This window comes from Blautia sp. MSK.18.38, from assembly GCF_024460535.1.
In the GTDB taxonomy this organism is placed as follows: domain Bacteria; phylum Bacillota; class Clostridia; order Lachnospirales; family Lachnospiraceae; genus Blautia_A; species Blautia_A fusiformis.
In genome coordinates this window covers 134,514-159,476 of sequence record NZ_JANFYP010000003.1, presented here as the reverse complement: position 1 = coordinate 159,476, position 24,963 = coordinate 134,514, and the positions used below count along the sequence as shown (strand labels likewise).

The window sequence follows — 24,963 nt, the reverse complement described above, 5'->3', positions numbered from 1 at the left end:
GCTCCTGTTCTGAAACTGAAGCTCTTTAACCTCTTTGTGCGGCATACTCGATTATCATAACAGTGACATACTGTTATGTCAATAGTTTTTTTGATATTTTTATTATTTTTTTGTAAGCTCACGAATGTCCTCGATCACCGGACGTCTTACTTTCTTTCTGGTCATTTCCAGGATATGCAATGGTGTGATATCAATGGCCCTGCTCTTTATCGGATCCTTTCTGAGAAGCTTCTGTAAAACATGAAAGAGTTCATCTCTGTGATCCGGATTTTCCATGTTGATAAAATCGATCAGGATAATACCTGAAAGATTACGCAGCCGCAACTGCCGGCCGATCTCCGCTGCCGCTTCCAGATTGATCTTACGGAAGGTTTCTTCCATTTTCTTCTTTCCGGTATATTTTCCACTGTTTACATCAATGGACACAAATGCCTCCGTCTGCTGGATCACCAGAAATCCACCGCTGTTCAGCCATACTTTTTCTTTCTGGATCGCATCCAGTGCAGTTTCCACACGATACAGCTTATAAAGCGGAAGAAGTTTGTCCTGATAAAAACGAAGCTTTTCTTTAAGCTCCGGGCTGATCTCTTCCAGATATCCCAGGATCATTTCTCTGATTTCCGGCACATCGGTAATGATCTCATCCAGGTCACGACCATAAGCATCCCTTACAGCAGCCACATAAAATGGTTCTGTCTCCAGTACAAGACTGAAACAGGTACGGTTCCGTCCCTGAACTACGGCTTTATGGTAGCGGCCCTTCAGCCACTCCAGTTCCTTCAGGATCTCTTCTTTGGAAGCGTCTGCGGCATTGGTCCGGACAATGATACCGAATTCCTTATCCGGACGCTCTGCTTCCTCTTTCAGCCATCCGCTGAGGCGATGGCGATCTTCCAGTGCCAGCTTGGAAGACAGACCAAACTTTTTATCTCCTGTAGTGAGAACAAGATATCTTCCCGTAAAATTCAGATTGGATGTCAGTGCCGGAAGTTTTCCCTTCATGGCATCCCTGCTCACCTGTACCAGGAGCTCATCTCCAGGCCGCAATGGTCCGTTTCCTTTTCTTCCTGCGGAAAAAACAGCTCTCTGTGCCTCTGCAAGAGAATAGTAGCATCTCTTTCCAGGCTCGATCTGCACAAAAGCCGCCTGGATATTGGATGCGATATTTTCGACCTGTCCGGTATATATATTTCCAAGAATGGATTTTTCCTGATCGGATTCCAGTCGGATCTCAACGATCCGTTCCTCCTCCGAAAGGGCTGCTACTGTACAGGGCACACCATGGATCTCCATTCTTGTTATGATCAGTTTACTCAATTTCCTCACCTAATGATTCCAGAGTCACAAAACGTGGGCTTGCATTCTCTCCTTTATCGGCATACATTTCCAGACGTTTCACTGTGAAGGCAAATTCCGGAAGTTCTTCTCCAATCCAGTGGAAAAAGGTGTTTGTTACCATCTCCGGCTTCGTATAATTAGAGCTTGCAGATGCCAGCATATAAAAGAACCCATTCTCTCTTACTTCCATTTTATAGATATTCGGACGAAGATCGATCTCCTTTTCGCTGCGCTTGGTCTGCTTGGTCACTTTGATCTCCGGCTGTGCCAGAAATTCTTTCACACGGCTTTTCCAGTCAATCGAAGGCTCTTTGCCCGGACGGAACTCCACAAGATAATCTGCTGCTGCCACCAGTGCCATCGCTTTACCCGCTTTTCCATCCTCTACCTTGCGGACGCTAACGATATGCATCCCCTCTGCCATCTGTTCCTCCAGACGGGCTGCGATCTCTGCAGTAGGCATATCTTCTGCCATTTCCAGGTCAAAATAATCTCCGAGACTCTCCATCCCCACTCCAAGTGGAACCGCAAAAGACATGATCATATGCGGGCTGTATCCACCGGAAAACGCTACCGGAAGCTCTGCACGACGAAGTGCTTTCTGGAAATAACGCATGGTATCCAGATGTCCCACAAACTTCATAGGACCCTCTTTGCTGAATTTAATTCTTACCTTCAAGGCAGACACCTCCTTTAAATTTCATAGCTCCACATGCGGAACATTTCTGACGGCAGTTTTCCGTCACAACACCCTCTTTTGCACGCTGCCATTCACGCTCCAGGAATCTGCGGCTGACACCGGTATCAATGAAATCCCATGGAAGGATCTCATCCAGGCTTCTTTCACGAAGTGTGTAGAATGTCATATCCACTCCGCATTCAGCCATAGCTTCCTTCCAGATATCATAATCAAAATTTTCTGTCCAGGCATCGTAAAGGGCACCTTTTTCATAAGCCTTCAGGATCACATCCGCGCATCGTCTGTCCCCGCGTGCGAGAAATCCCTCCAGAGCTGTTACATCCGGTTCATGCCAGTTATAACGGATACTTCTCTGATTCAGCTGAGCGCGGACTTCATTTTTAACCACCTTGGCTTTTTCCACAAAATCCTGCTCTGTATACATTGGTGCCCACTGAAATGGGGTAAACGGCTTCGGCACAAAGAAAGATGTGCTGACGTTGATCTGTACCTTACCTTTACGCTGTTCTTTCGGAACTACCTCATAATAGGTCTCTGCGATCTTCTGTGCCAGATGAGCAATTCCCTTCATATCGTCTTCTGTTTCTGTGGGAAGACCGAGCATAAAGTAAAGCTTCACCTGATTCCAACCACCCTTGAATGCTTCGCCCGCACCATGGAGGATCACTTCCTCTGTCAGACCTTTGTTGATAACGTCACGAAGTCGCTGAGAACCGGCCTCCGGAGCAAAAGTCAGGCTGCTTTTCTTTACATCCTGCACTTTACTCATAACATCCAGTGCAAACGCATCGATCCTGAGAGATGGTAAGGAAATATTAACAGCCTTTCCATGAAACTCTTCGATCAGGAAGTTCACCAGTTCTTTCAGCTGGGAATAGTCACTGGAGCTTAAGGAACTAAGGGAAATCTCTTCGTGTCCTGTATTTTTCAGCATGATACGCGCCGATTCCTTCAAAGTCTCCACATCACGTTCACGGGTCGGACGATAGATCATACCTGCCTGGCAGAAACGACAGCCTCGAATGCATCCTCTCTGGATCTCAAGAGTTACACGATCCTGTGTTGCCTTAATGTGAGGAACGACCGGTGCCTCCACAGCACGATATTCCTTTTCCATATCAATGATCAGCTGTTTCTGGACCTTCTCAGGAACACCATCCGCCGTCGGTGCAAAGGATGCGATCGTACCATCTTCTTTATAGGTAACTTCATAGAGAGACGGAACATAAATTCCAGGAATCTTAGCTGCTGCCAGAAGGAAATCTCTCCTGCTGCCGCCAGCCTTTTTATTGGCCTTGTATGCATCAAAAAGTGCATCATAAACAGTTTCCCCTTCTCCGATATAAAACATATCAAAAAAAGGTGCCAACGGCTCCGGATTATACGCACAGGCACCGCCACCGATCACAATAGGGAAATCCTCACCACGGTCTGCGCTCTTCAACGGGATACCACTGAGATCCAGTACCTGCAGAATATTGGTGTAGCACATTTCGTACCCAATCGTAATTCCAAGAAAATCAAAATCCCGGATCGGTTCCTGGGACTCCAGTGCAAACAACGGAATCTTCTTCTCCCTCATCACCTTATCCAGATCCGGCCATGGAGAAAAGAGACGCTCACACCATACATCCTCACGCTGGTTGAACATGTTATAGAGGATCATCATGCCCAGGTTTGACATGCCGATCTCGTAGACATCCGGGAAGCACATTGCAAAACGGATATCTACCGCATTTTTATCTTTCATTACAGAGTTGACTTCACCGCCAATATAGCGGGCAGCTTTATCAACTTTGAGCAAAATTTCATCACTTAATGCTAATTTTCTCATTCTATCCCTTTCTAAAATTAGTAATATTTCACAAAGAATTTAAAGATATAAAATTCAGTGAAACATCAAAAATGTTTATATTTGTAAGCCAATTCTTGTGTAAAAAGTTGCTATAAAATGGTGCCCAAAACCCCGTTTGGTCAAAAATGGACATTTTTTCAACTTGCCAACAATGGTTATCATTACCCACAAACAGTTAATATCCTGCGGATTTTCGCGAACTTATCGTAAAGAAAAATGGCATTTTGTATATTAAAATACAATGCAATGCCAAATATCATTAATAGCACAAAATTGACATACCTTCTCCCTATTATAATCATCTATGGTTAGGATTTCAAGAAAATTGTGTTCTTAACTGTATATAGCGATTGCATCCTTGTGCAGGGAGAATAATCCGGATCCGGACTCCAGTAAGGTTTCCTGGCATTTCATCAGTATTTAAAAAGAAATTCCACCATCTGCGTATTTGCACGTTTACTTTCCTCCATTTCAGGAAAAGTTGTACTAAAAGCATGCGGAAGTTTTTTGTCCACCTCATAATCTTCAAGATGACAGATCACACCGGCTTTTTTTATCGCTTTTGCATACTGTCTGCTGTAATTTCGAAGAGTATCTCCATAAGCTGTGACCAGAAATGACGGTGGCAGGTTTCGGATAATTTCTTTGTTTTCCGGATTTATATATGGATAAAACGAACTCTTTTTCCAGTGTTTCCCGTAAATATAGGAGGGAAGAAAAATCCCTATACTGTCCGGTTTGGTTGTATAATACATTCCACTTGCCAGACCCAGCGCCCGAATTTTCAGATCATTTGGAACAACCTGAAAAGCCTTTGCCAATTCAGGACTTTTTAACATAGCGGCCAGATATACGCACAGGCTCGCCCCCGCACTGGTTCCTGTCATATAAATATGTTCTCCGTCACCATCATAGGTTTCAAAATATCTCTTTTTCCCCTCCAGCTATGAAACAATCTACTATTAATACAAATGAATTTTCTTCTCTACAAGTCTGTCACCTTCATACTGCAATTTTACAGAAAAAAAGCGTTTTTCTCCTGAAAGGAGCAGATCAAGAAATACCTGATCCCCCTCCCATGCCGGAAGATTCGGCACCATGGCTTTGTCAACCCAGCAAAGTTCTCCCTCATCACATTCAATCAGTTCTCCTGCATATTCATCGGCCGTGAACACACACATAAGTTCTGATTCGCATTCACTGTTTATAAATGTCACCAGGCCACGGAACTTATAGGAGGTAAGTGTCAGCCCTGTTTCCTCTTTCACCTCACGAACAAGGCATTCTTCCGGAGTTTCCTGACTTTCCACATGCCCGCCAACGCCGATCCATTTGCCCTCATTCATATCATCCTGTTTTTTTACTCTGTGAAGCATCAGGAATTTATCATCGTTTTCTATATAACATAATGTCGTTGTCGTCATTTGATCCCTTCTTTCAGTTCCATCATCCTGCCACTGCCAGTGTGATATAAACCAGGATTGAGACCACACAATACAGAGAATTTGTTGTGGATGCATAAGCACTGCTCTCTTTCTTTCTCAGAAAAGTCTGCATACTGAATGTAGCAGGCGAGGACATATATGTAATAACCGCCAGGTTCAGAAGCCTGGAACCTCCTACCAAATATTTTACTGCCATGAGAACTCCCGCAATCATCACTGCCTGCAAAAGGACTCTCAGCAATATGGTTTTGAGGCAGGGGCTGATAAGTTCCGGCGCAAGTTCCATACTGTACCCAACTACAATAAGAATAATCGGCGTAATGGCCGTTGTCAGAATATTCTCCACACTGAGATAACAATTGCCAAAAGGACTGTCCAGAAGCCGGGTGATCATTCGTGTCAGTCCCACAATAATTCCAAGAACCGTTCCTATAAAAGCAGGGGTTCGCAATGCACTGTAAAACAGGCTTTTTGCATTGATCTTTTCCCCGTTTTCCGTCTGTCCCAGCATTCCCATATACACACTGAATCCAAAAAGAAGTCCCGCAATATCCAGCACTGCAATCTGTGAAAGATTTTCGCTGCCACAAAGACTTGTATACAACGGGTAAGCCATCATTCCACCTTCATAGATACAGATCAGAAACGGAAGATATTTCTTATATGGCTCGTCCATAAATCTTTTCATCCAGAATCCTGCCCCAAATGAAATCAAGAGCATCACAAACATGATCAGAACCAAAATTCCGATCTTTCCACTGTACTCTGCTGTTGCCAGTGCATGAAAAATTGCCACAGGAAGCATAATATTTGTTACCAGTGTTTTCATGTTATTGACACCACTCTGATCTAAAAGTTTCCATTTTCTGCACAGGATTCCAAGAATGATCATCGCCAGTACAGGCAAAACAATCTCCAAAACTTCCATCCCTCTGTCTTCCTCTCCATTGTCTTTAATCTTTTGTTTTTATCTGTTTCTGTGCATCTGCAAAATCTCCATCATCACTTCATATACCGCCATATTCTCTCTCACCACCAGAGCCAGGCTCTCTTTCGCCTGATTCAAAAGATGAAAAAGTTTTCGTACACTGGAATATTTTTCCGCGGAGCACCTGGATCTTAAATATCCTTTTTCGTCGTAATAATACTGTTCATCCAGCAATACAACGATCTTCTCCGCATCTCTCACTGCCTGGATACCAAGCTGTCCAGAACCCTCTGGCATCCGCTGCTGATACCCCTGTCCCGCAAAATCATTCAGAAAATTTTCCACCTCGCGGTCATTATTGGCATACACCACTGCAATATGCGGATACCATCTGGGGCTTCTTTTTTCCGGCAGGTGCATCATGTTCTGGATAAAAGAGGAAAGTTCCGCATTGGTACGGATCCGGTTTGTCAGATGGAATTTCTGGATCTCCGGCAGATTTCCCAGGCTTTCCACAATGCTACGATCCATCTCTTCCGGTGAGATCACATCCTCGGAATCACTGGAAAAGATCACCGGCCTGTGCTCACTCCATGTAAGCAGAACCGATAATTTTTCCAGGGACAGAAGATGTGCTTCATCTACCAGAATGCTGCTGTAACGGCCAAGATCCGTCGTTCCGTCCAGCTGAGTATCTGCCAGAAAATCTATCCGCCGCAGACGTTCATGAAGAATCTTCCATTCTTTTCCCGCCTCTCCACAGTGAATGATACAGACTCTCTGGCGCACGGACAACTTCATCGCAATATCATAAAGCAACAATGTTTTTCCGGTTCCTGGAAGTCCGCTGAACCAGAAATATCCTCCTCTTTCTCCACGTATTCTCTTCAGAATCTGCCGTTCAATATCTCTCTGCTGGGAAGTAAGGAAATACTCTTTTTTGAGAAAACGCTCCGGTTCTGTCAGCGGAGAGATCAGATAAAGCTCTGCCTGAAACAGATCCTCGATATCTCCCTCATAGTCCGGGCTTTCTTTCCCCAATGCAATACATAGCTGTTTCCAGTCCCCCTCCACAATGTGATCATGATTGGTCAGTCTCACCAGATGATTTTCACTGCTGATATAGGTATACGACAGGATCGGTTTTCCAAAAACAGACAGATAATACCGGTTCTGGATCAGCTGTCTCCGGATAGCCTCGTCCGACACAATGCCGCTTTTCAGTTCAATATTCACGATCTGGTCATCTTTGATCTGAAGAAGATCGAACTCCTTTCCAAGCTTCGGGATCTGAAACGAATAGAAAAAGCGCAGCTTATACACTTCCTCCATATGCAGTTCCAGTTGCTTCACCAGTGCTTTCATACTTTCCAGTTCCCATTCTTTGATCCTGAGAAAAAAATCTCTGCCGGAAAGCTGGCGTTCCAGCTTCTGGACACATTCCATATTCTGATTTCTTGTAAGTGCATAGATCGATATTGCCTTCATATTCCAACCCTTACCTGCTGTTTATTTCTTTATCCGCAGTGTCCTGAGATGATCCTTCTGTTCCTGTGTGATCCGGTAGCTTTCAATGGATTTCTGGATCGTCTTGTTATGAGTCCAGATATCCATTCTCTGCTCTTCCAGGAATGGAAGGATCTTCTCATACTGTTTTGCCAGCGCTGTAGCAAAATACCAGGCTCGCATCATATTTACATAATATTCTTCCGAGCGGATCGTTGCCACTTTCTCCGGATATTCCGGTTTAAATCCTTCGTCCAGATAATGGCGCATCAGCATACTGATCCCGAACCGGATGATATACGGCTTATCCGACTCCATCCAGCGATAAATCTCCCGGATAAATATATCACGGTGTTTTTTCATCATATGGAGCGCCAGCAGATCACAGGTCGCCCAGTTATCAATGTGCGGAAGAAAACGCTCCAGTTCTTTCAGACATTTATCATAATCTCTGATCTGCTCGATCAGCAGGCCATGGAGATTATTTTCCTCATAATACTGATGAGGAAGAACCTTCAGGAACATTTCGGATCTTTCTGTTTTTCCAAATTCTTTTGCAAATTTCCGGAGTATCGGTGTCCGGATACCGATGATCTTTTCTTTCTCCACAGTCGGAACCAGCCTTGCATGAAAATCCCGATATCCTGTATCCTGCATTTCAAACAGTCTTTTCCGGACATCCCGGATCATCTCTTCCTGATTCATTTATCATCCCCGCCTTTTATACCAAAGATCGCGATCAGAGAACTCACAAACAGAAGCATGGGGTAAAACAGTTTCGGCATGATCTGAAAAGCAGAAAGCTCAAATCCCAGTTCCTTTGCCGCAGAAATGGCAACCAGCATCTGGGCTCCATATGGGATCACCCCCTGGAAAATACAGGAAAATGTATCCAGGATAGAAGCTGTCTTTCTGGAAGTGATCTTATATTCCAGCGCCATTTCCTTTGCAATGGGGTTGGCCATAACAATAGCCACCGTATTATTGGCTGTTGCGATATCCATAGCTCCAACCAGAAGTCCCATACCAAGAAGTCCGCCTTTTTTCCCTTTAAAAACTCTCTGTATTCCGGAAAGCAGTGCTTCAAAGCCTCCATGCTCCCGGATCAGCGCACACATGGCTGCTACAAGGATAGCTACCATACAGGTCTCGAACATTCCGGAAACACCGGAGCCTATATTGGTCAGAAGCTCCACCGGTGTAATATGTCCTCCAAGAAGCATGATAAATGCGCCGGAGACAATTCCGATCAGAAGTACCACAAATACATTGATGCCGATGATCCCGCCGATCAGCACCAGAACATATGGAAAGATCTGTATAAGATGATAATCCTGTACCACTCTTCCCTGGATCTCTGTCTGAAAAGACAGGATAAGGATCAGGATCAGTGTAACAACAGCTGCCGGAAATGCGATCCAGAAGTTTTCCCGGAATTTATCTTTCATCTGACAGCCCTGACCGTTGCAGGCTGCGATCGTGGTATCAGAAATAAAAGAAAGGTTGTCACCAAACATGGCTCCTCCCATCACCGATGCCACACAAAATGCCATATCAAAACCGGAAGCTTTGGAAACCGCTACCGCAATAGGGGTAAGAAGCGTTATAGTCCCAACGGAAGTTCCCATAGCCACAGATACGAAGCAGGCAACTACAAACAATACCGCAACAGAAAAACGTGCCGGTATCAGAGAAAGCATACAGTAGGCCACACTTTCTGCACTGCTGCGCCCTACAACACCCACAAAAGAGCCGGCAGTCAGAAAAATCAGAAGCATGGTGATGATATTTTTATCTCCTACTCCTTTTGCCATAAGCTCCAGCTTTCTGTCAAAGCTGATCGTTCTGTTCTGAACACATGCCACCAGGATCGCAGACAGAAAAGCCACAACGATCGGTACATTATAAAATCCCATAGGGATCTTCATCACATACTCAAACAAAATCCCCAGTCCCAGATACAGGACCAGAAAAACACCGATAGGCAGCAGTGCGATCACATTTCCTTTTTTCTTCATTTCCTCCATAAAACAATTCCCTTCATCACTTATTATATTCCCGGCTTTTTTCTCCGGGTGATCTGTTTTCTATCATATCATATTTCCCCATTCCTGTCCTGCTGCTGACGGAAACTTCTTCATATTTCCGTCACGATCCTGTTATCTCTGATATTTTTCACCTTATTTAACAAGATTTTCACCAATTAAATCGTTCCTTCCGTTGAAATCCAGAGCTTTTTTCAGTATAATTGGCTGTAGACAATTGTGAAAAAGATATCCGAAGGATTTATGTTGATATCTCTGATCACAGTCATTAAAGGAGGAATATGATTATGGCAACATGGAAAAATCTGGACACTCTTGCTTCTTACAGCAAACTTAACAGTCTGAAAGATCACGTGAACATTGCAGAAGCAATGTCCGGCGAGCAGGGTGCAGAACGTGTAAAGAAGTACAGCGTACCGATGGCAGCAGGTCTGGCTTACAATTACGCAGCTAAGGAAGTGGACGAGACCGTTCTTGACGCACTTTCCAAACTGGCTGATGAGGCAGAACTGATCGAAAAATTCCAGGAATTATATAACGGCGCAGTGGTCAACACAGGCGAGAAACGTATGGTCCTTCATCATCTTGCACGTACACAGCTTGGCGAGCCTGTTGTTGTTGACGGTGTGGACAAGCGAGAATTCTATGTAGCTCAGCAGAAGAAAGCTGCAGATTTTGCAAACAAAGTACATGCAGGTGAGATCACAAATGAAGCCGGTGAGAAATTCACCACGGTTGTACAGATCGGTATCGGCGGAAGTGACCTGGGACCGCGTGCATTATATATCGCACTTGAGAACTGGGCAAAGGCAAACAACACCTTCAAGATGGAAGCAAAATTCATCAGCAACGTTGACCCGGATGATGCAGCTGCTGTTCTTGCATCTGTAGATCTTGCTCACTCTCTTTTCATCGTTGTATCCAAATCCGGTACAACACTTGAAACTCTGACAAATGAGGCATTCGTAAAAGACGCCCTTACAAAAGCGGGCCTGAACCCGTCCAGACATATGCTTGCTGTAACCAGTGAGACCTCTCCTCTTGCAAAGAGTGATGAGTACCTTACCGCTATTTTCATGGACGACTATATCGGCGGACGTTACTCTTCCGTTTCCGGCGTAGGCGGAGCGATCCTTTCCCTTGCATTCGGACCGGAAGTATTCGCAGACATCCTTGACGGAGCTGCCGAGGAGGATAAGCTTGCAACAAATAAGAACATTCTTGAGAACCCGGATATGCTGGATGCCCTGATCGGCGTTTACGAGAGAAATGTACAGGGATATCCTTCTACTGCAGTTTTACCATACTCACAGGCATTAAGCCGCTTCCCTGCTCATCTTCAGCAGTGTGATATGGAGTCTAACGGTAAATCTGTAAACCGCTTTGGTGAGCCGGTGGATTATGTGACCGGACCGGTGATCTTTGGTGAGCCAGGAACCAACGGACAGCACTCCTTCTACCAGCTTTTGCATCAGGGAACCAATATTGTTCCGCTTCAGTTCATCGGCTTTAAGAAGAGCCAACTTGGTGTTGATGTTGATATCGAGAACAGCACAAGCCAGCAGAAACTCTGTGCAAACGTTGCAGCACAGATCGTTGCTTTTGCATGTGGAAAAGAAGATGAGAACCTGAACAAAAACTTCAAGGGCGGACGTCCTTCCAGTATCATTGTTGGTGAGGAACTTACACCGAAGTCTCTGGGTGCGCTTCTTGCACACTTTGAGAACAAGATCATGTTCCAGGGCTTTGTATGGAACCTGAACAGCTTTGACCAGGAGGGTGTACAGCTTGGTAAGGTTCTTGCAAAACGTGTTCTCGCTCATGATACAGACGGAGCACTGAAAGTTTACAGTGATCTTCTTGATATCTGATAAACAGATAGGTACCGTCCCGGAAAATGTTTTTTCGGGACGGTTTTTCTGTATATGTGACCTTAACCGGGAAAGGAAATCTTAAATATGCAGCAGATAAAAATGATCGGTCTTGATCTGGATGGAACTCTTCTGAATACAAAAAAAGAACTCACAGAAAATACCAGGCACGTTCTCAGGGAAGCTATTGATGCAGGTATCCTTGTTCTGATGGCTACCGGCCGTCCATATACCGGCATTCCCGCGGAACTGAGAAATTTTCCGGGAATTCACTATGCTCTCACCTCCAACGGAGCCAGAGTCCTTGATACAGACCATAATAAACTTCTTATCGAGCAGCTTCTTCCCATGGAAAGTGCAAAAAAAGCTCTCCGTATCTTTGAAAAATATGATACTTTAAGTGAGATCTATTTTGACGGCCAGGGATATGCAGACGCTGCCAAGCTTGATAATGTAGGAAAATACCATCACGACCCTAATATGTGGAATTATGTCCGTACTACCCGTATCGCGGTTCCGGACATCCAGGATGTCATTACAAAAGAAAACAGAAGCATGGATAAAGTCCAGGCGCTTTTTGCAGACATGGAGGAACGTGCCTCCGCCTGGAAGGAATTAAGTGAACTTAAGGAGCTGGAGCTTGTAGGCTCCTTAAGCTACAATATTGAGATCAACGCCGCCGGTGTCAACAAAGGAACCGCTCTTGTTGCTCTTGGCGAAATGCTGGGAATCCCAAGGGAATCCATTATGGCATGCGGAGACGGTGACAACGATGTCCATCTTCTCCGGGAAGTCGGTTTTGGCGTAGCCATGGCCAATGCACAGCCCCAGGTAAAAGAAGCAGCCGATTATATTACTGCTTCCAATGACGAAGACGGTGTAGCACGCGCCATTGAAAAGTTTGCGCTGCACCGATGAGATATTCTATTATGTATGCCAAAAAGGAACCGACAGTTTTTACGCTGTCGGTTCCTTTTTTAGAATGGGATTGAATAGCGGTACATTCACATTCGATCAATATTCATAGTTTCCTGCCGGCTGTTTGATCCTGGTAAGAAGATCATGCCAGGACTGATCCCAGATATACCATTTTCCGGTTTTGGAGTGCTTATATGTACAGATCCATCTGGAACTGTCGCTGCCTGCAAAATCAGTAAATGATCTGTAGATCGCAGGAGTGGTCTGAGTCGGTTCAAAATACGGGATATCTTCACTGATGGAATTTCCCTTACCCGGAAGTGTGTCCTGTCTTAACGTAATGGAAATCGGTTTAGACGGAGTATAATTGTTGGCCGGAGTTGCTCCGTTCAGGTAAGAATTGCCAAGATATTTATATCCGTTATCCGCTTTCATACGATCCCTCAAAAAGTTTTTGTAATACTGAGTCATCTCTTTATTATTGAGATAAGAAATCATCTCCTCGCAGTCCGTCGGATTGGTCGGTGTCCAGGTACGATATGCAAGGATCAGCAGAGCCATGGTCTTATAGCGTCCGTCTGCCGTTGTGATATCATACTGTTTCAGTTCCTCCGCATTGGTCGGGATCGTGGTAAAGGTGTAAGTATAAGTATTTATCGTTACATTAATAACTTCCTTCTGTCCTTTATCATTGGTGATCTCTTTTTTTGCAGATTTAGTTCCTTTTGCAAGAACCGGCTCCACCTGTTTCTTTACTGTCTGTGTCACGTGGACAGTACAGCTGCCTCGCCAGGTACTCTTATCCCGGACCTGGATCTTTGTTGTTCCCACATTCACTGCCGTTACTTTGCCTTTACTGTCTACAGTTGCAACAGATGTATCATCACTGGTCCATACAAGAATCTCTTTATAATTCTTTACCTGAAGCTGTCTCACATCACCTTTATTCATATTTAAGGTGGTGGCACTTAAAGATGGTTTCGGCACCGGTGTAGGTGTCGGCTTCGGTTTCGGTTTCTGCGCTGCTTTTACTGTAACCTTACAGTTGAATTTCTTCGTATTTGCCTTCGCTGTGATCACTGCTGTTCCTTTTCTCACTGCGGTGATCTTTCCTTTGGAATCCACACGTGCGATCTTCGGATTGGAAGAAGAATATTTCACCTTCACAGTTGTTCCTGTCAATTTAATGGCACTGGATTTCTTTTCTGTTAATGTCAGCGATGTCCTGCTGAGCTTCGGTGTTTCTACCTTTACAACACATTTATATGTTTTTTTGCTTACCTTTGCATAGATCGTTGCGGAACCTTTATTTTTGGCAACCACCTGACCTTTGCTGTTTACGGTCGCAACGCTCTTTTTGGAAGATCTCCAGGCAACCTTCTGCTTGGTCCCGGTAACCTTAAGTGTTGTCTTCTCACCTTTTAAAAGAGTTACTTTTGTTCTGTTCAGTTTTGGTGCGGCGCTGACCGTCACACTTCCAAATGCCATCGTAAAAATAAGGCTGATCAGCAGCACAAAACACAACAGATTTTTTTTCTTTTTCATTCTGATTTCCCCCTTTCCGGTAAAACGTATATTTACGTCATATATTGCTTTAATCACATTTTAGAGGAAATCCCTTATAAAAACACTAGCACTTATGATAGTATCCTTGTAAATATGATCGTTTATATTCTTTCATCGCCCATACCGGGGCTTATTGTCAGGAAACAAAAATAAAACAGGACTGATTTTTGATACAGATACTTGAAATCAAAAGTTTCATCTGTTTAAAAATCAGTCCTGTTATATAAAAAATATCATGGTTGATCCGTAATAGCAGGCAGATCAAGGCATTCGCTATCTGCTCATAATGATACAGTCACGTAACATCGCCAGTGCATGCGCTGTAGTCTGCTCGCGGATCCGCATGCGGTTTCCTGTAAAGTGGAACTCTTTGGCAATAGCCTTGCCCTTATAGCAGCAGCCCATAAATACAGTACCAACCGGAGTTTCCTTTGTTCCGCCTCCCGGTCCTGCCAGACCCGTCACGGAAATACTGATGTCTGCTCCGGATGCTTTGCAGGCGCCCTTTGCCATTTCTCTGGCACATTTGGCGGAAACTGCCCCCTGCTCCTTCAGAGTACGCTTCTTCACTCCCAGACATTTATGCTTGGCCTTGTTACTGTAAGTCACAAAGCCATAGCCAAACACCTCAGACGCACCAGATACATTGACAATGCGCTGGGCGATCATACCGCCGGTAAGCGATTCCGCCAGGGAAAGCTTCAGATCTTTCTCTTTCAGAAGATCGATCACCGCTTCCTCCAGTGTCTTGCTCTCATCTGTGGCGAAAACATTCTCTCCAAAACGCTTCTTTAGCTCCTTGACAACCGGTTTGATCAGCTTTCTGCAGGCCTTTTCATTCTCTGCGCTTGCTGTCACACGAAGATGCACTTCACCGGTTTTTGCATAAGGTGCAATGGTAGGATTGGTCTGGCTTTCGATCAGATCCTGGATTTCCTCTGCTACCTGACTCTCACCGATCCCGCTGATCTTTACCATCTGGGACACAATGATCTCCGGTTGGTTTTTCTGCAGATACGGGACAACATACTCCTCGAACATGGGCTTCAGCTCATTGGGAGGACCCGGAAGAAGGATCGCGGTTTTTCCTTTTTTCTCAAGGATCAATCCCGGAGCAGTTCCGTTATGATTGTCAAGAACAATGGCTCCCTCAGGAACCATGGCCTGTTTATAGTTGTTCTTCGTGATACGTCTCTGAGGATTGTTTTTCTCATATTCCTTCAAATATTTATCGATCAGTTTCCTTGAGTGGGAATCTTCCTTAAGAGGCATTCCCATCAGATCCGCAGTTACTTCCTTGGTGATATCATCCTCTGTTGGTCCAAGACCTCCGGTGAGGATCACAACATCGGAACGATCCAGTGCAGTACGGATCACGTCACGCATACGGCCTTCATTATCACCTACTACATCCTGATAGTAAACACTTAACCCAAGCAGGGCGCATTTTTCAGAAAGATAGGCGCTGTTGGTATTTACGATATTTCCTAGAAGGATCTCGGTTCCTACGGATATCAGTTCTGTGATCATGAAAAGAAACTCCTTTCGTATACTCTGATCCCTACTCCTGCATGGAAAGGACCTTTCTGTTCTGCATGATATAAGTCAGCAGGGAAATAATGGTCAGTGCAACGGACAGCCAGATAAATATCTGTGTCAGCACTGCAAAAACACCTCCGAAATCCAGCATCAGAAGTATGATCATGATCATCTGGGAAACGGTTTTGAATTTTCCCCAGTAGTTTGCGGCAATGACAATTCCGTTCTCCGCTGCGATCAGACGGAAACCGCTGATGATAAATTCCCGTCCGATGATAATGATCACAACCCATGCCGGAAGCTTGTCAACCTCGATCATGCAGATCATGGCAGAGCATACCAGAAGCTTGTCTGCCAGCGGATCCATAAATTTTCCAAAATTGGTTATCAGGTTATATTTTCTGGCAAGATGACCGTCAAACCAGTCTGTCACACTTGCTGCGACAAAAATCGCAAGACAGATCCAACGGTTTGCTTCTCCTCCCCAGCCTGTCAGTAAGAAAACTACAAGAAATGGTACAAGTATCATTCTTGCAACTGTAAGTTTATTCGGTGTATTCATCGCTCAGCACTCCTATCAAATCATACTCAAGCGCAGCTGTCACACGTACCTTTGCAAAATCACCTGTCATAAGCAGTTCGCCTGTCTGAACGAAAATGTATCCGTCAACCTTCGGTGCATCCCCGTAGGTACGTCCGATATAGGCACTTTCATCTGCAACTTTTCCTTCGATCATAACAAGAAGTTCCTGTCCGATACGGTCCTGGCCTCTGTCATAAGAAATCTCCTGCTGAAGCTCCATCAGCTCGTCTCTGCGTTCTTCCTTCACTTCTTCCGGAACCTGGTCTGCCATCTCTGCTGCCGGGGTATTCTCCTCCGGAGAGTAAGTGAAGACACCGAGACGGTCAAATTCCATCTCATCTACGAACTCCTTCAGTTCTTCATGGTCTTCCTCCGTCTCACCCGGAAATCCGGTGATCAGAGTTGTACGCAGTACGATATCCGGAATCTCCTTACGGAGCTTTCCGACAATATCGATCAGTTCCTGTTTGGAAGTACGGCGGCCCATTCTTTTAAGAATTCGGTCCGATGCGTGCTGGATCGGAATATCCAGATAATGACAGATCTTCTTCTCATCACGAATGGTTTCGATCAGTTCATCGTAAATCTCCTCCGGATAACAGTAAAGGATGCGGATCCAACGGATACCTCTGATCTCACAGAGCTTCTTTAAAAGAATGTGAAGAGATTTTTTGCCGTAAAGATCCTTTCCATAAACGGTGGTCTCCTGTGCTACCAGGATCAGCTCTTTCACTCCCTGTTCAGCCATATCCTCTGCCTGAGCAATGAGGCGCTCCATTGGGACGCTTCGAAATTTACCTCTGAGCTTCGGGATGATGCAGTAGGTACAGTGCTTGTCGCAGCCTTCCGCGATCTTCAGGTAGCCGAAATGTCCACCTGTTGTAAGGACACGTTTGCTTCCTGTATCCGGCAGATAATCAATATCACGGAATTCTTCGAAATGATTTCCGGCTACTGCTTCCTCCAGAGCCTTTACGATGTCGCCGTAGGATGTAGTTCCAAGAACAGCATCGACCTCCGGAACCTCCTCAATGATCTCTTTCTGGTATCGCTGTGCCATACAGCCGGTAACGATCAGAGCATGGCAGCTTCCTGTTTTTTTGTATTCTGCCATTTCAAGAATGGTTTCCACACTCTCTTCCTTGGCATCCTTGATAAAACAGCAGGTATTGATCACGATTGCATCTGCCTGTGTTTCATCGTCTGTGATCTCATGACCTCCGGCTGTAAGAAGTCCCAGCATTTCCTCAGAATCCGCCAGGTTCTTGTCACAGCCAAGAGAGATGAATAATATTTTCATAAAATTACTCCGCTTCTGTCTGAGCTGCTTCTGCAGTCTCAGTGCCTTCTGCGGTCTCGCCCTCTGCTGCCTCAAGAGCCTCCTTCTCAGCTTCAAGAGCCTCCAGCTCTTCCTCTTCCTCCTGTCCGGGAAGGATCTTTACTTTGCCCTTGTAAAGCTCATCAATGGCAACGGAAAGCGGTTTCTTTCCTGCTGCACCAGGTACAAGCGGCTCTGCTCCTGCGATCAGCTGGCGGGCACGTTTGCTTGCTGCAAGTACAAGAGAATAACGGCTGTTCAGCACGAGAGCCTCATCGTCGTCCTCGTTGTTTGTGTTGATAGCCTCAATTAATTCTGAATAAGATGGATGTATCATATCTTTTCTCCCTTCTGTAACGGCAGGGCCGTATTTAACTTGTTAATTGGTATTTATAAAAAAGCTTCCGCTTCTTTCTGGATCCTGGATACAAAATCATGATTCCTGGATGTACGCATGCGCTCACACCGGAGGGTCTCATGAAGTGTATCAACACATTCCTCCAGATCATCATTGATCAGGAGATAATCATATTTATCCATTCCTCTGGATTCTTCAACCGCTCTTCTGAGACGCCCGTTGATCACATCCAGAGTCTCTGTTCCTCGACCTACCAGACGGTTCTTAAGCTCCTCCATAGACGGCGGACATACAAATACCAGCAGTGTATCCGGAAACTTCTCACGGATCTTCATGGCACCCTGGATCTCAATCTCAAGGATCACATCTTTCCCTGCGGAAAGCTGCTCCTCTACATATTTGCGGGGTGTGCCATAATAATTCTCCACATACTGCGCATACTCGATCAGTCCGTCTTCCCGGATCAGCTGTTCAAATTCTTCTTTTGTGCGGAAGAAATAAGCCTCTCCGTCCTTCTCGCCTGGTCTTGGATTTCTGGTAGTAACAGAAACAGATAATGCATAATTGTCATATTTTTCCATCAGCCGTTTCATGACAGTACCTTTTCCGGAACCGGAAAAGCCCGAAACAACAACTAAAATTCCCTTACTCATTTTCTTCCTCCCTCGTTTCCTCTCCATACGCTTCCGAAAATCTCCTGGCAATGGTTTCCGGCTGCAGAGCGGAAAGGACAAGATAATCATCGGAAGTAACGATCACTGCTTTTGTTTTTCTTCCCTGTGTGGCATCGATCAGAGTTCGGGTCCCCTTGACACTCTGTATCATGCGCTTTACAGGAGCGGCATCCGGACTTACCACAGCCACGATCTTGCGTGAATTGACAACATTTCCAAAGCCTACATTAATAAGTTTCGCCATTTACGCTCTCCCTTTCTGTCTGTGTACAGCCTGTTTCCTGCCCGGTTACTCGATATTCTGGATCTGCTCACGGATCTTCTCGATCTCTGTCTTCAGATCGATGGCCGCGTTGGATACAATAAGATCATTGGATTTAGACAGGATAGTGTTCGCCTCACGGTTCATCTCCTGTGCCATGAAATCCATCTTACGTCCCACGCCCTCGTTCTCATCCAGGATCTTTCTCATTCCGTGGATGTGGCTTCGAAGACGTACCGTCTCCTCATCATTGCAGATCTTATCTGAAAAAAGTATCACCTCTGCGGCGATCCTGGAATCATCGATCTGGTTATCTTCAAGTAGCTCGTGCATCTTGGCTTCCAGTTTCTCCCGATAAGCCTTCACTACTTCCGGAGAACGTTTTTCCACTACATCGACCTTTGCTTCCAGTCCGTCCAGCTTCCCAAGAAGATCCTGTTTCAGATTAGCACCCTCACGTTGGCGGGTCTCCACAAATTTCCGGCAGGCCTCATGAAGCGGACCCTCCAGAAAATTCCAGAGCTCTTCCTCATCCGGAGCCTGCTCTTCCATCGTAAACACATCCGGATATCTGGAAAGTGTGGAAACACGGATATCATTCTCGATCCCCAGTTCCTCACTCATCTGGTTCAGATAGCCCAGATATTCCTTTGCCAGCTCTGCATTGTATTTCAGAGCCATTCCGCCCATTGTATAGTCTTCATAGGTGATGAACACATCGACTTTGCCGCGGCGGATATAAGTCTTCATCACATTTCGGATCTCTCCCTCAAAATAGCTGAGTCTTTTCGGCATTTTGATGTTCAGATCCAGATATCTGTGATTGACGGATTTCAGTTCAACAGAAACCTTACGCTCTCTGGAAACTGCTTCTGCCCTGCCAAAGCCGGTCATACTTTTTATCATGTTATCCTCCAATACTGCCTCTTAAGTTTATCAGCTGCTGATAAATACAGTAACTGATTGCATACGGATTTATTATAGTTCATTCCAAAACCCTAGTCAAACTCTTTTTTTACTGTTATAATGATTGATGTTGAAATGGAGGTAAAATCATGGCATTTGACGGAATTACAGTTTCTGCTCTCGTGGCAGAGATCGATGATAATTTAAAAGGCGGCCGTATCAACAAGATCGCCCAGCCGGAAAACGATGAACTTTTGATCACAGGAAAGGGCGCAAATGGACAGAAACGTCTTCTCTTAAGTGCAAGCGCATCCCTTCCTCTGATCTATTTTACAGATAAGAACCGTATCAGTCCTTTAACCGCACCGAACTTCTGCATGCTTCTCAGAAAGCACATCGGAAGCGCCCGTATCCTTGATGTGAAGCAGCCTGGAATGGAGCGCGTGGTGGAATTTGAGCTGGAGCATCTTAATGAGCTGGGGGATCCCTGCAGAAAGCGTCTGATCATGGAACTGATGGGCAAGCACAGCAACATCATCTTCTGTGACGAAAAGGGAATGATCCTGGACAGCATCAAACATGTCTCTTCTCATATGAGCTCTGTCCGTGAGGTTCTTCCCGGAAGAGAATATTTCATTCCCAATACCCGGGATAAAGAAAATCCGCTGACAGTTTCCGAGGAAGAATTTACCGGACATATCTGCAAAAAACCGGTAAACATTTCCAAAGCGCTTTATACTTCCCTCACCGGTATGAGCCCGGTAATGGCTGAGGAGATCTGCTACCGTGCATCTATTGACGGAAGTGATGCGACACAGTCTCTGGATGAGACGGCCTGCACCCATCTTTATCATACCTTTCTCCGCCTGATGGAACAGATCCAAAACCGAGAATTCACTCCGAATATTGTCTACCGCGGAGAAGAACCTGTGGAATACGGTGTCTTTCCTTATCAGCAGTTTGGCAGTGAATACCGCAGCGAAACTTTTGACAGTGTTTCTGCCATGCTGGAGACTTATTATGCTACCAAGAGTCTGCTGACAAGGATCCACCAGAAATCTTCCGATCTTCGTCGCGTAGTACAGACTGCTCTGGAACGTAACCGAAAAAAATATAACATCCAGAAAAAACAGCTGAACGATACTGCCAAGAAAGATAAATTCAAAGTTTACGGCGAACTGATCAATACCTACGGATACGGGCTTGAAGAAGGCTGCAAATCGTTTAAAGCGCTGAATTATTACACCAACGAGGAGATCACTATCCCTCTTGACCCGACACTGACTCCGGCACAGAATTCCAAGAAATATTTTGATAAATACGGAAAGCTAAAGCGTACAGAGGAAGCCGTCACAGAACAGATCACAGATACGGAAAGTGAGATCTCTCATCTGGAATCTATCTCCAATGCTCTGGATATCGCCAGATCTGAAAGTGACCTTTCCCAGATCAAGGAAGAGCTCACTGAGTACGGCTATATCAAACGTCACTACACAAACAAAAAAGGCCAGAAAGCCCAGCCGAAATCCAAACCGCTCCACTACATATCCAGTGACGGTTTTGATATCTATGTAGGAAAAAACAATTTCCAGAATGATGAGCTGACTTTCAAGTTCGCAACCGGAAATGACTGGTGGTTCCATGCAAAGAAAATGGCTGGTTCCCATGTGATCGTCCGCACCAAAGACGGTGAACTTCCGGACCGTACTTTCGAAGAAGCAGGCCGCCTGGCAGCCTGGTACTCCAAAGGACACTCTGCTCCCAAGGTAGAGATCGATTATATCCAGAAAAAGCATGTGAAAAAACCTGCCGGTGCGAAACCCGGTTTCGTTGTTTATTACACCAATTATTCTCTCATGGCTTCTCCGGATATTTCGGATCTGAAAGAGGTTACGGAGTAATAACTATTCAACAAAAAACCTTCCTGTGTTCTCGTATTTCTTCGAGACCGGATACCTGTATCTCTGCAAGTATCTGTCCTGAGAAATTTTTCTGTAAACACAGGAAGTTTTTTTTATTGAACATTCGCACTCCGCTTCGTTACATGCTCACGAACAAAAATCGCAAAACGATTTTGTTCAGATCTCCAGTTTTTTCTTCACTGCCGGTGCAATAGACGTATCTGCTTTATGATATGGGATCAGTGTAGACTGCAGTGCATGGTACAGATCGGATTTTCCGGGCCATACGGTTCCTTTCAGATGATTCTGCTCATCCAGCTGATGAAACCAGGAGCCGTTTTCGTGATCCATGACCACTTCATCCAGGTACTTCATAAACGCAGCATAATCTTTCGCATATTTCTCCTTACCGGTCACATGATAAAGAACTGCAGAGGTATTGATCGCTTCCGCAAGAGTCCAGTGCATACGGTCATGTACCACCGGTTTGCCATTCCAATCTGTCGTGTATACAATTCCCGGTGCACCATCTGCGTTCCAGCCGTCTTTTATTGCTGTTGTGTAAAGATTTTCTGCTGCCTGAAGATGTTTTTCCAGTTTTTCTTTCTCTTCTCCACAGTTTGCAAGCGTCCACTGTGTGATCAGCCTTGCCCATTCGATTCCATGTCCCGGTGTTGCGCCGTATGGCTTGAACGGATCATCCGGACGGTCACGGTTGCAGTCAAGATCTGCCACCCATTCCTTCGTAAAATGTTCCGGGATCCTCCAGGAGTTATCTTCTGCCCACTGGATCACATGATCAATGATCCTGCCTGCACGAATGTGATATTTTTTATCCCCGGTGACATCTCCTGCTGCCAGAAAAGCCTCTACCGTATGCATATTGGCATTTAATCCCCGATAATCATCCAGCACGGTAAATTCCGTATTCCAGGTGTCGCAGGCCAGCCCTTCCTCTTCATTCCAGAAATGTCGGTCATAAACAGCCAATGCCTCTTCAAGGAGCTCTTTCGCCCCGGACCTTCCGGCTGTCAGTGCGGAAGATGCAGCCAGGATCACAAATGCATGGGCATAACACTGTTTATTGGGCACAATACCTCCTTCCGGTGTTACACCTGCATACCAGCCACCGTTTTTTTCATCGTGAAGCTCTCCCTTCAGACCTTTCAATGCCGCATCCGCAAGCTCTCCGCTTCCCTCATGGCCAAGCATCAGACCCAGACTGTATACATGAGCCATACGACAGGTGATCCAGGTTTCCCGGTTTCTGTCCTTCCATGGTGTTCCGTCGTCCCCCAGATAATAGGAACCTCCATTCGGTGAAGGAAACCGATGTCCGAAATTCAAAAGCTCCTCACAGGATGCTTTCAGGAATTCCCGGTTTTCTTTTGTGCTGATCTCATATTTGCTGTTCATTTCAACCACCCCATCTACTTTTTTCTTTAGGATACCATTCTTTTTTGGGGACTTCAATTCCTTTGGATTCTTTTGACAGATTGACGAAAAAAGGAGAATGCCCTATATGCATTCTCCTCATATCAGATTTCTTAATTCCATTACCGTAACGGTCACAGATAGCCCTGTATTAATCTTCAAAACAGGTGATCACATAACGATCACTTTCCATGATCACATCGGAAACATTATCCCTGTCCCAGATCGCATCACTGATGATATCTTTCAGCTTATCATCCATAACGATATTAAAATTCTCCTCGATCACCTGAAACGGGACTCCCTCATTCTCCTGTGCATACTCCATGATAAAATCAAGAATCTTCTCTTCCATACCTTAAAATCTGCCTTTCTGTAAATACTAACGTTTAATATATTACATCAGATTTCCGCAGATGTCCAGATATTTTCCAGCCATGTCCATGCGGTATTCCATAAGATATTATGCCAGTATACACACCCCTTCACATTTCGTTCTATATCAGAATCTGGTATGTCGGTTCACATATTTTGCTTTATATTTGGAGTACACAATGGTCTGATCCTTGTAAAGGCCATAATATCCCGATGCTGCATAGCTGATAGATACTGCGATCAGATAGAAGGATACTCCCTTAAATCCAAACATTTCAAAAGCGATCAGGATCGAAGTGATCGGACAATTGGTCACACCGCAGAAAACTGCTGCCATTCCGCAGGCTGCACAGATCGACGGAGAAATTCCCAGAAGATTACCCATCACACAGCCAAAGGTAGCTCCAATGCAGAAAGAAGGTACGATCTCTCCCCCGCGGAACCCTGCGCGCATAGTCAGTGCTGTAAGAACTATTTTCCAAAAAAAGGCGAAAGTATCCGCCTGTCCGTTTTCCACCGCTTTTTCAATAAGCTCCGCACCAGCGCCCATATATTCATCTGTTCTCAGAATAAAGGTGACAACAATGACCAGGCAGGCGCCCACTGCAACCCTGACATATTTATTCTTAAACCATCTGCCATAAAGTCCTGCTGCACCATTCAGCGCAATACAGAACATAATGCTGACAATTGCACAGCCCAGAGCGATCACTCCCATTTTCAGGCCAGTTTCCACAGTCAGTGCCGGAATATCCGTCACATGAAAACTTTCCGGCGTGATTCCCATTCCGGCTGCAAATCCGGAAGCGATCAATGACGCGATCATACACGGCATCAGTGCTGCATAATACATCACGCCCACACTGACCACTTCCAGCGCAAAAACTGCCGCTGCCATCGGTGTTCCAAACAATGCGGAAAACGCCGCGCTCATGCCGCACATGACAATTACATGACGGTCCTCCTCGTCCAGATGGATCCATCTTCCAAGCTGGTTGGCAATACTTCCTCCAAGCTGGATCGCTGCTCCCTCACGTCCCGCAGAACCACCGGTAAGATGAGTCAGCGCCGTTGTGATAAAGATCAGAGGCGCAGAAAGGATTGGCACATCATCTCTGGAACGCACGGTAGAAAGAACCTGATTGGTCCCTCCATCCTCTTTTCCAAGCTTCTCATACAAAAATACAATGACAAGTCCGGATAATGGCAGCAAAAAGAAAATCCATTCATGAGCCTTCCGGTAATTGGTCACTGCCTTCAACGTAAAAGAAAACAGTGTGCTGGCAGCTCCTACGATACATCCTGTAATGACAGCAAGAACCAGCCACTTGATCAGATTTGAGATATCCCGGCTGATTCTTGCGCTGTAATAATATAAATGTTCCTTTAATCTTTTGTTATGATCGATCCCCATGTTCCTTCCCTTCTTTTCTTTACTGTC

At 45.3% G+C, this 24,963-nt stretch carries 22 protein-coding genes and 1 pseudogene; 3 read left to right on the top strand and 20 right to left on the bottom strand.

Annotated features, from left to right (window positions below):
• Positions 1–102: 102 nt before the first annotated feature.
• From NE638_RS03370 to NE638_RS03330, 9 genes are all read right to left on the bottom strand, one after another.
• Positions 103–1,326: a ribonuclease E/G gene (locus tag NE638_RS03370; protein WP_059085871.1), complete on the bottom strand. Its 1,224-nt coding sequence runs from the start codon at positions 1,324–1,326 to the stop codon at positions 103–105.
• Entirely contained in the window at positions 1,310–2,026 is a 717-nt protein-coding gene (locus NE638_RS03365; protein ID WP_334292737.1) for a TIGR03936 family radical SAM-associated protein, read from the bottom strand. Before NE638_RS03365 ends, NE638_RS03370 begins: the two co-directional genes overlap by 17 nt.
• Complete coding sequence (locus NE638_RS03360) at positions 2,001–3,872, bottom strand: TIGR03960 family B12-binding radical SAM protein (RefSeq protein WP_114001603.1); 1,872 nt, start codon at positions 3,870–3,872, stop codon at positions 2,001–2,003. Before NE638_RS03360 ends, NE638_RS03365 begins: the two co-directional genes overlap by 26 nt.
• A gap of 434 nt (positions 3,873–4,306) precedes the next feature.
• The gene (locus tag NE638_RS03355; protein ID WP_256137106.1) at positions 4,307–4,837 is read right to left on the bottom strand and encodes an alpha/beta hydrolase; all 531 of its coding nucleotides are present in this window, start codon (positions 4,835–4,837) and stop codon (positions 4,307–4,309) included.
• Between the two features lie 18 nt (positions 4,838–4,855).
• Positions 4,856–5,317: an NUDIX hydrolase gene (locus NE638_RS03350; protein ID WP_021652616.1), complete on the bottom strand. Its 462-nt coding sequence runs from the start codon at positions 5,315–5,317 to the stop codon at positions 4,856–4,858.
• 22 nt (positions 5,318–5,339) lie between these two features.
• Positions 5,340–6,266, bottom strand: a complete 927-nt coding sequence (locus NE638_RS03345) for an AEC family transporter (RefSeq protein ID WP_022427259.1) — start codon at positions 6,264–6,266, stop codon at positions 5,340–5,342.
• A gap of 39 nt (positions 6,267–6,305) precedes the next feature.
• A complete protein-coding gene (locus NE638_RS03340) occupies positions 6,306–7,754 on the bottom strand; it encodes a DNA/RNA helicase domain-containing protein (RefSeq protein ID WP_173745773.1) in 1,449 nt (482 codons plus the stop codon).
• Positions 7,755–7,775: 21 nt separating this feature from the next.
• Positions 7,776–8,477 carry a DNA alkylation repair protein gene (locus tag NE638_RS03335; RefSeq protein ID WP_059085879.1) on the bottom strand — a complete coding sequence of 234 codons (702 nt, stop codon included), beginning with the start codon at positions 8,475–8,477 and terminating at the stop codon, positions 7,776–7,778.
• Complete coding sequence (locus tag NE638_RS03330) at positions 8,474–9,790, bottom strand: Na+/H+ antiporter NhaC family protein (protein ID WP_244094791.1); 1,317 nt, start codon at positions 9,788–9,790, stop codon at positions 8,474–8,476. Before NE638_RS03330 ends, NE638_RS03335 begins: the two co-directional genes overlap by 4 nt.
• A 314-nt stretch (positions 9,791–10,104) precedes the next feature.
• On the opposite strand from NE638_RS03330, the gene NE638_RS03325 reads away from it, so the two are divergent.
• Together NE638_RS03325 and NE638_RS03320 are read left to right on the top strand one after the other, a co-directional pair.
• On the top strand, positions 10,105–11,688 hold the full coding sequence (locus NE638_RS03325) for a glucose-6-phosphate isomerase (protein ID WP_173745771.1): 1,584 nt from the start codon (positions 10,105–10,107) through the stop codon (positions 11,686–11,688).
• A gap of 87 nt (positions 11,689–11,775) precedes the next feature.
• Positions 11,776–12,606: a Cof-type HAD-IIB family hydrolase gene (locus tag NE638_RS03320; RefSeq protein WP_173745770.1), complete on the top strand. Its 831-nt coding sequence runs from the start codon at positions 11,776–11,778 to the stop codon at positions 12,604–12,606.
• Between the two features lie 96 nt (positions 12,607–12,702).
• Here the strand turns inward: NE638_RS03320 and NE638_RS03315 are convergent, their stop codons facing one another.
• The 8 genes and pseudogenes from NE638_RS03315 to NE638_RS03280 form a co-directional block, all read right to left on the bottom strand.
• Positions 12,703–14,151: an Ig-like domain-containing protein gene (locus NE638_RS03315; RefSeq protein WP_173745769.1), complete on the bottom strand. Its 1,449-nt coding sequence runs from the start codon at positions 14,149–14,151 to the stop codon at positions 12,703–12,705.
• A gap of 294 nt (positions 14,152–14,445) precedes the next feature.
• Positions 14,446–15,702 carry a competence/damage-inducible protein A gene (locus NE638_RS03310; RefSeq protein WP_022427252.1) on the bottom strand — a complete coding sequence of 419 codons (1,257 nt, stop codon included), beginning with the start codon at positions 15,700–15,702 and terminating at the stop codon, positions 14,446–14,448.
• A gap of 31 nt (positions 15,703–15,733) precedes the next feature.
• A complete protein-coding gene (gene pgsA, locus NE638_RS03305) occupies positions 15,734–16,273 on the bottom strand; it encodes a CDP-diacylglycerol--glycerol-3-phosphate 3-phosphatidyltransferase (RefSeq protein ID WP_015525184.1) in 540 nt (179 codons plus the stop codon).
• Positions 16,257–17,594, bottom strand: a complete 1,338-nt coding sequence (gene rimO / locus NE638_RS03300; protein WP_173745768.1) for a 30S ribosomal protein S12 methylthiotransferase RimO — start codon at positions 17,592–17,594, stop codon at positions 16,257–16,259. Before rimO ends, pgsA begins: the two co-directional genes overlap by 17 nt.
• A gap of 100 nt (positions 17,595–17,694) precedes the next feature.
• A pseudogene (rpoZ, locus tag NE638_RS03295) lies at positions 17,695–17,949 on the bottom strand (DNA-directed RNA polymerase subunit omega); the annotation flags it as partial.
• 53 nt (positions 17,950–18,002) lie between these two features.
• Positions 18,003–18,623 carry a guanylate kinase gene (gene gmk, locus NE638_RS03290; RefSeq protein WP_059085885.1) on the bottom strand — a complete coding sequence of 207 codons (621 nt, stop codon included), beginning with the start codon at positions 18,621–18,623 and terminating at the stop codon, positions 18,003–18,005.
• A complete protein-coding gene (locus tag NE638_RS03285; RefSeq protein WP_059085886.1) occupies positions 18,616–18,888 on the bottom strand; it encodes a DUF370 domain-containing protein in 273 nt (90 codons plus the stop codon). Before NE638_RS03285 ends, gmk begins: the two co-directional genes overlap by 8 nt.
• A gap of 45 nt (positions 18,889–18,933) precedes the next feature.
• Positions 18,934–19,812, bottom strand: coding sequence for a YicC/YloC family endoribonuclease (locus NE638_RS03280; protein ID WP_015525190.1), 879 nt, complete (start codon positions 19,810–19,812; stop codon positions 18,934–18,936).
• A 149-nt stretch (positions 19,813–19,961) separates the two neighbouring features.
• On the opposite strand from NE638_RS03280, the gene NE638_RS03275 reads away from it, so the two are divergent.
• Entirely contained in the window at positions 19,962–21,713 is a 1,752-nt protein-coding gene (locus NE638_RS03275) for an Rqc2 family fibronectin-binding protein (RefSeq protein ID WP_059085887.1), read from the top strand.
• A gap of 177 nt (positions 21,714–21,890) precedes the next feature.
• Here NE638_RS03275 and NE638_RS03270 read toward each other — a convergent pair whose 3' ends face one another.
• From NE638_RS03270 to NE638_RS03260, 3 genes are all read right to left on the bottom strand, one after another.
• The gene (locus NE638_RS03270) at positions 21,891–23,129 is read right to left on the bottom strand and encodes an AGE family epimerase/isomerase (RefSeq protein ID WP_059085888.1); all 1,239 of its coding nucleotides are present in this window, start codon (positions 23,127–23,129) and stop codon (positions 21,891–21,893) included.
• 169 nt (positions 23,130–23,298) lie between these two features.
• Positions 23,299–23,502: a hypothetical protein gene (locus tag NE638_RS03265; RefSeq protein ID WP_059085889.1), complete on the bottom strand. Its 204-nt coding sequence runs from the start codon at positions 23,500–23,502 to the stop codon at positions 23,299–23,301.
• 147 nt (positions 23,503–23,649) lie between these two features.
• Entirely contained in the window at positions 23,650–24,936 is a 1,287-nt protein-coding gene (locus NE638_RS03260; RefSeq protein WP_059085890.1) for a chloride channel protein, read from the bottom strand.
• Positions 24,937–24,963 lie beyond the last annotated feature (27 nt).

Coding starts and splice junctions, on each gene's coding strand:
- NE638_RS03360 (WP_114001603.1), bottom strand. CDS start 3,872: ATGAGAAAATTAGCATTAAGTGATGAAATTTTGCTCAAAGTTGATAAA.
- NE638_RS03350 (WP_021652616.1), bottom strand. CDS start 5,317: ATGACGACAACGACATTATGTTATATAGAAAACGATGATAAATTCCTG.
- NE638_RS03345 (WP_022427259.1), bottom strand. CDS start 6,266: ATGGAAGTTTTGGAGATTGTTTTGCCTGTACTGGCGATGATCATTCTT.
- NE638_RS03340 (WP_173745773.1), bottom strand. CDS start 7,754: ATGAAGGCAATATCGATCTATGCACTTACAAGAAATCAGAATATGGAA.
- NE638_RS03335 (WP_059085879.1), bottom strand. CDS start 8,477: ATGAATCAGGAAGAGATGATCCGGGATGTCCGGAAAAGACTGTTTGAA.
- NE638_RS03330 (WP_244094791.1), bottom strand. CDS start 9,790: ATGAAGAAAAAAGGAAATGTGATCGCACTGCTGCCTATCGGTGTTTTT.
- NE638_RS03325 (WP_173745771.1), top strand. CDS start 10,105: ATGGCAACATGGAAAAATCTGGACACTCTTGCTTCTTACAGCAAACTT.
- NE638_RS03320 (WP_173745770.1), top strand. CDS start 11,776: ATGCAGCAGATAAAAATGATCGGTCTTGATCTGGATGGAACTCTTCTG.
- NE638_RS03315 (WP_173745769.1), bottom strand. CDS start 14,151: ATGAAAAAGAAAAAAAATCTGTTGTGTTTTGTGCTGCTGATCAGCCTT.
- NE638_RS03310 (WP_022427252.1), bottom strand. CDS start 15,702: ATGATCACAGAACTGATATCCGTAGGAACCGAGATCCTTCTAGGAAAT.
- pgsA (WP_015525184.1), bottom strand. CDS start 16,273: ATGAATACACCGAATAAACTTACAGTTGCAAGAATGATACTTGTACCA.
- rimO (WP_173745768.1), bottom strand. CDS start 17,594: ATGAAAATATTATTCATCTCTCTTGGCTGTGACAAGAACCTGGCGGAT.
- gmk (WP_059085885.1), bottom strand. CDS start 18,623: ATGAGTAAGGGAATTTTAGTTGTTGTTTCGGGCTTTTCCGGTTCCGGA.
- NE638_RS03285 (WP_059085886.1), bottom strand. CDS start 18,888: ATGGCGAAACTTATTAATGTAGGCTTTGGAAATGTTGTCAATTCACGC.
- NE638_RS03280 (WP_015525190.1), bottom strand. CDS start 19,812: ATGATAAAAAGTATGACCGGCTTTGGCAGGGCAGAAGCAGTTTCCAGA.
- NE638_RS03275 (WP_059085887.1), top strand. CDS start 19,962: ATGGCATTTGACGGAATTACAGTTTCTGCTCTCGTGGCAGAGATCGAT.
- NE638_RS03270 (WP_059085888.1), bottom strand. CDS start 23,129: ATGAACAGCAAATATGAGATCAGCACAAAAGAAAACCGGGAATTCCTG.
- NE638_RS03265 (WP_059085889.1), bottom strand. CDS start 23,502: ATGGAAGAGAAGATTCTTGATTTTATCATGGAGTATGCACAGGAGAAT.
- NE638_RS03260 (WP_059085890.1), bottom strand. CDS start 24,936: ATGGGGATCGATCATAACAAAAGATTAAAGGAACATTTATATTATTAC.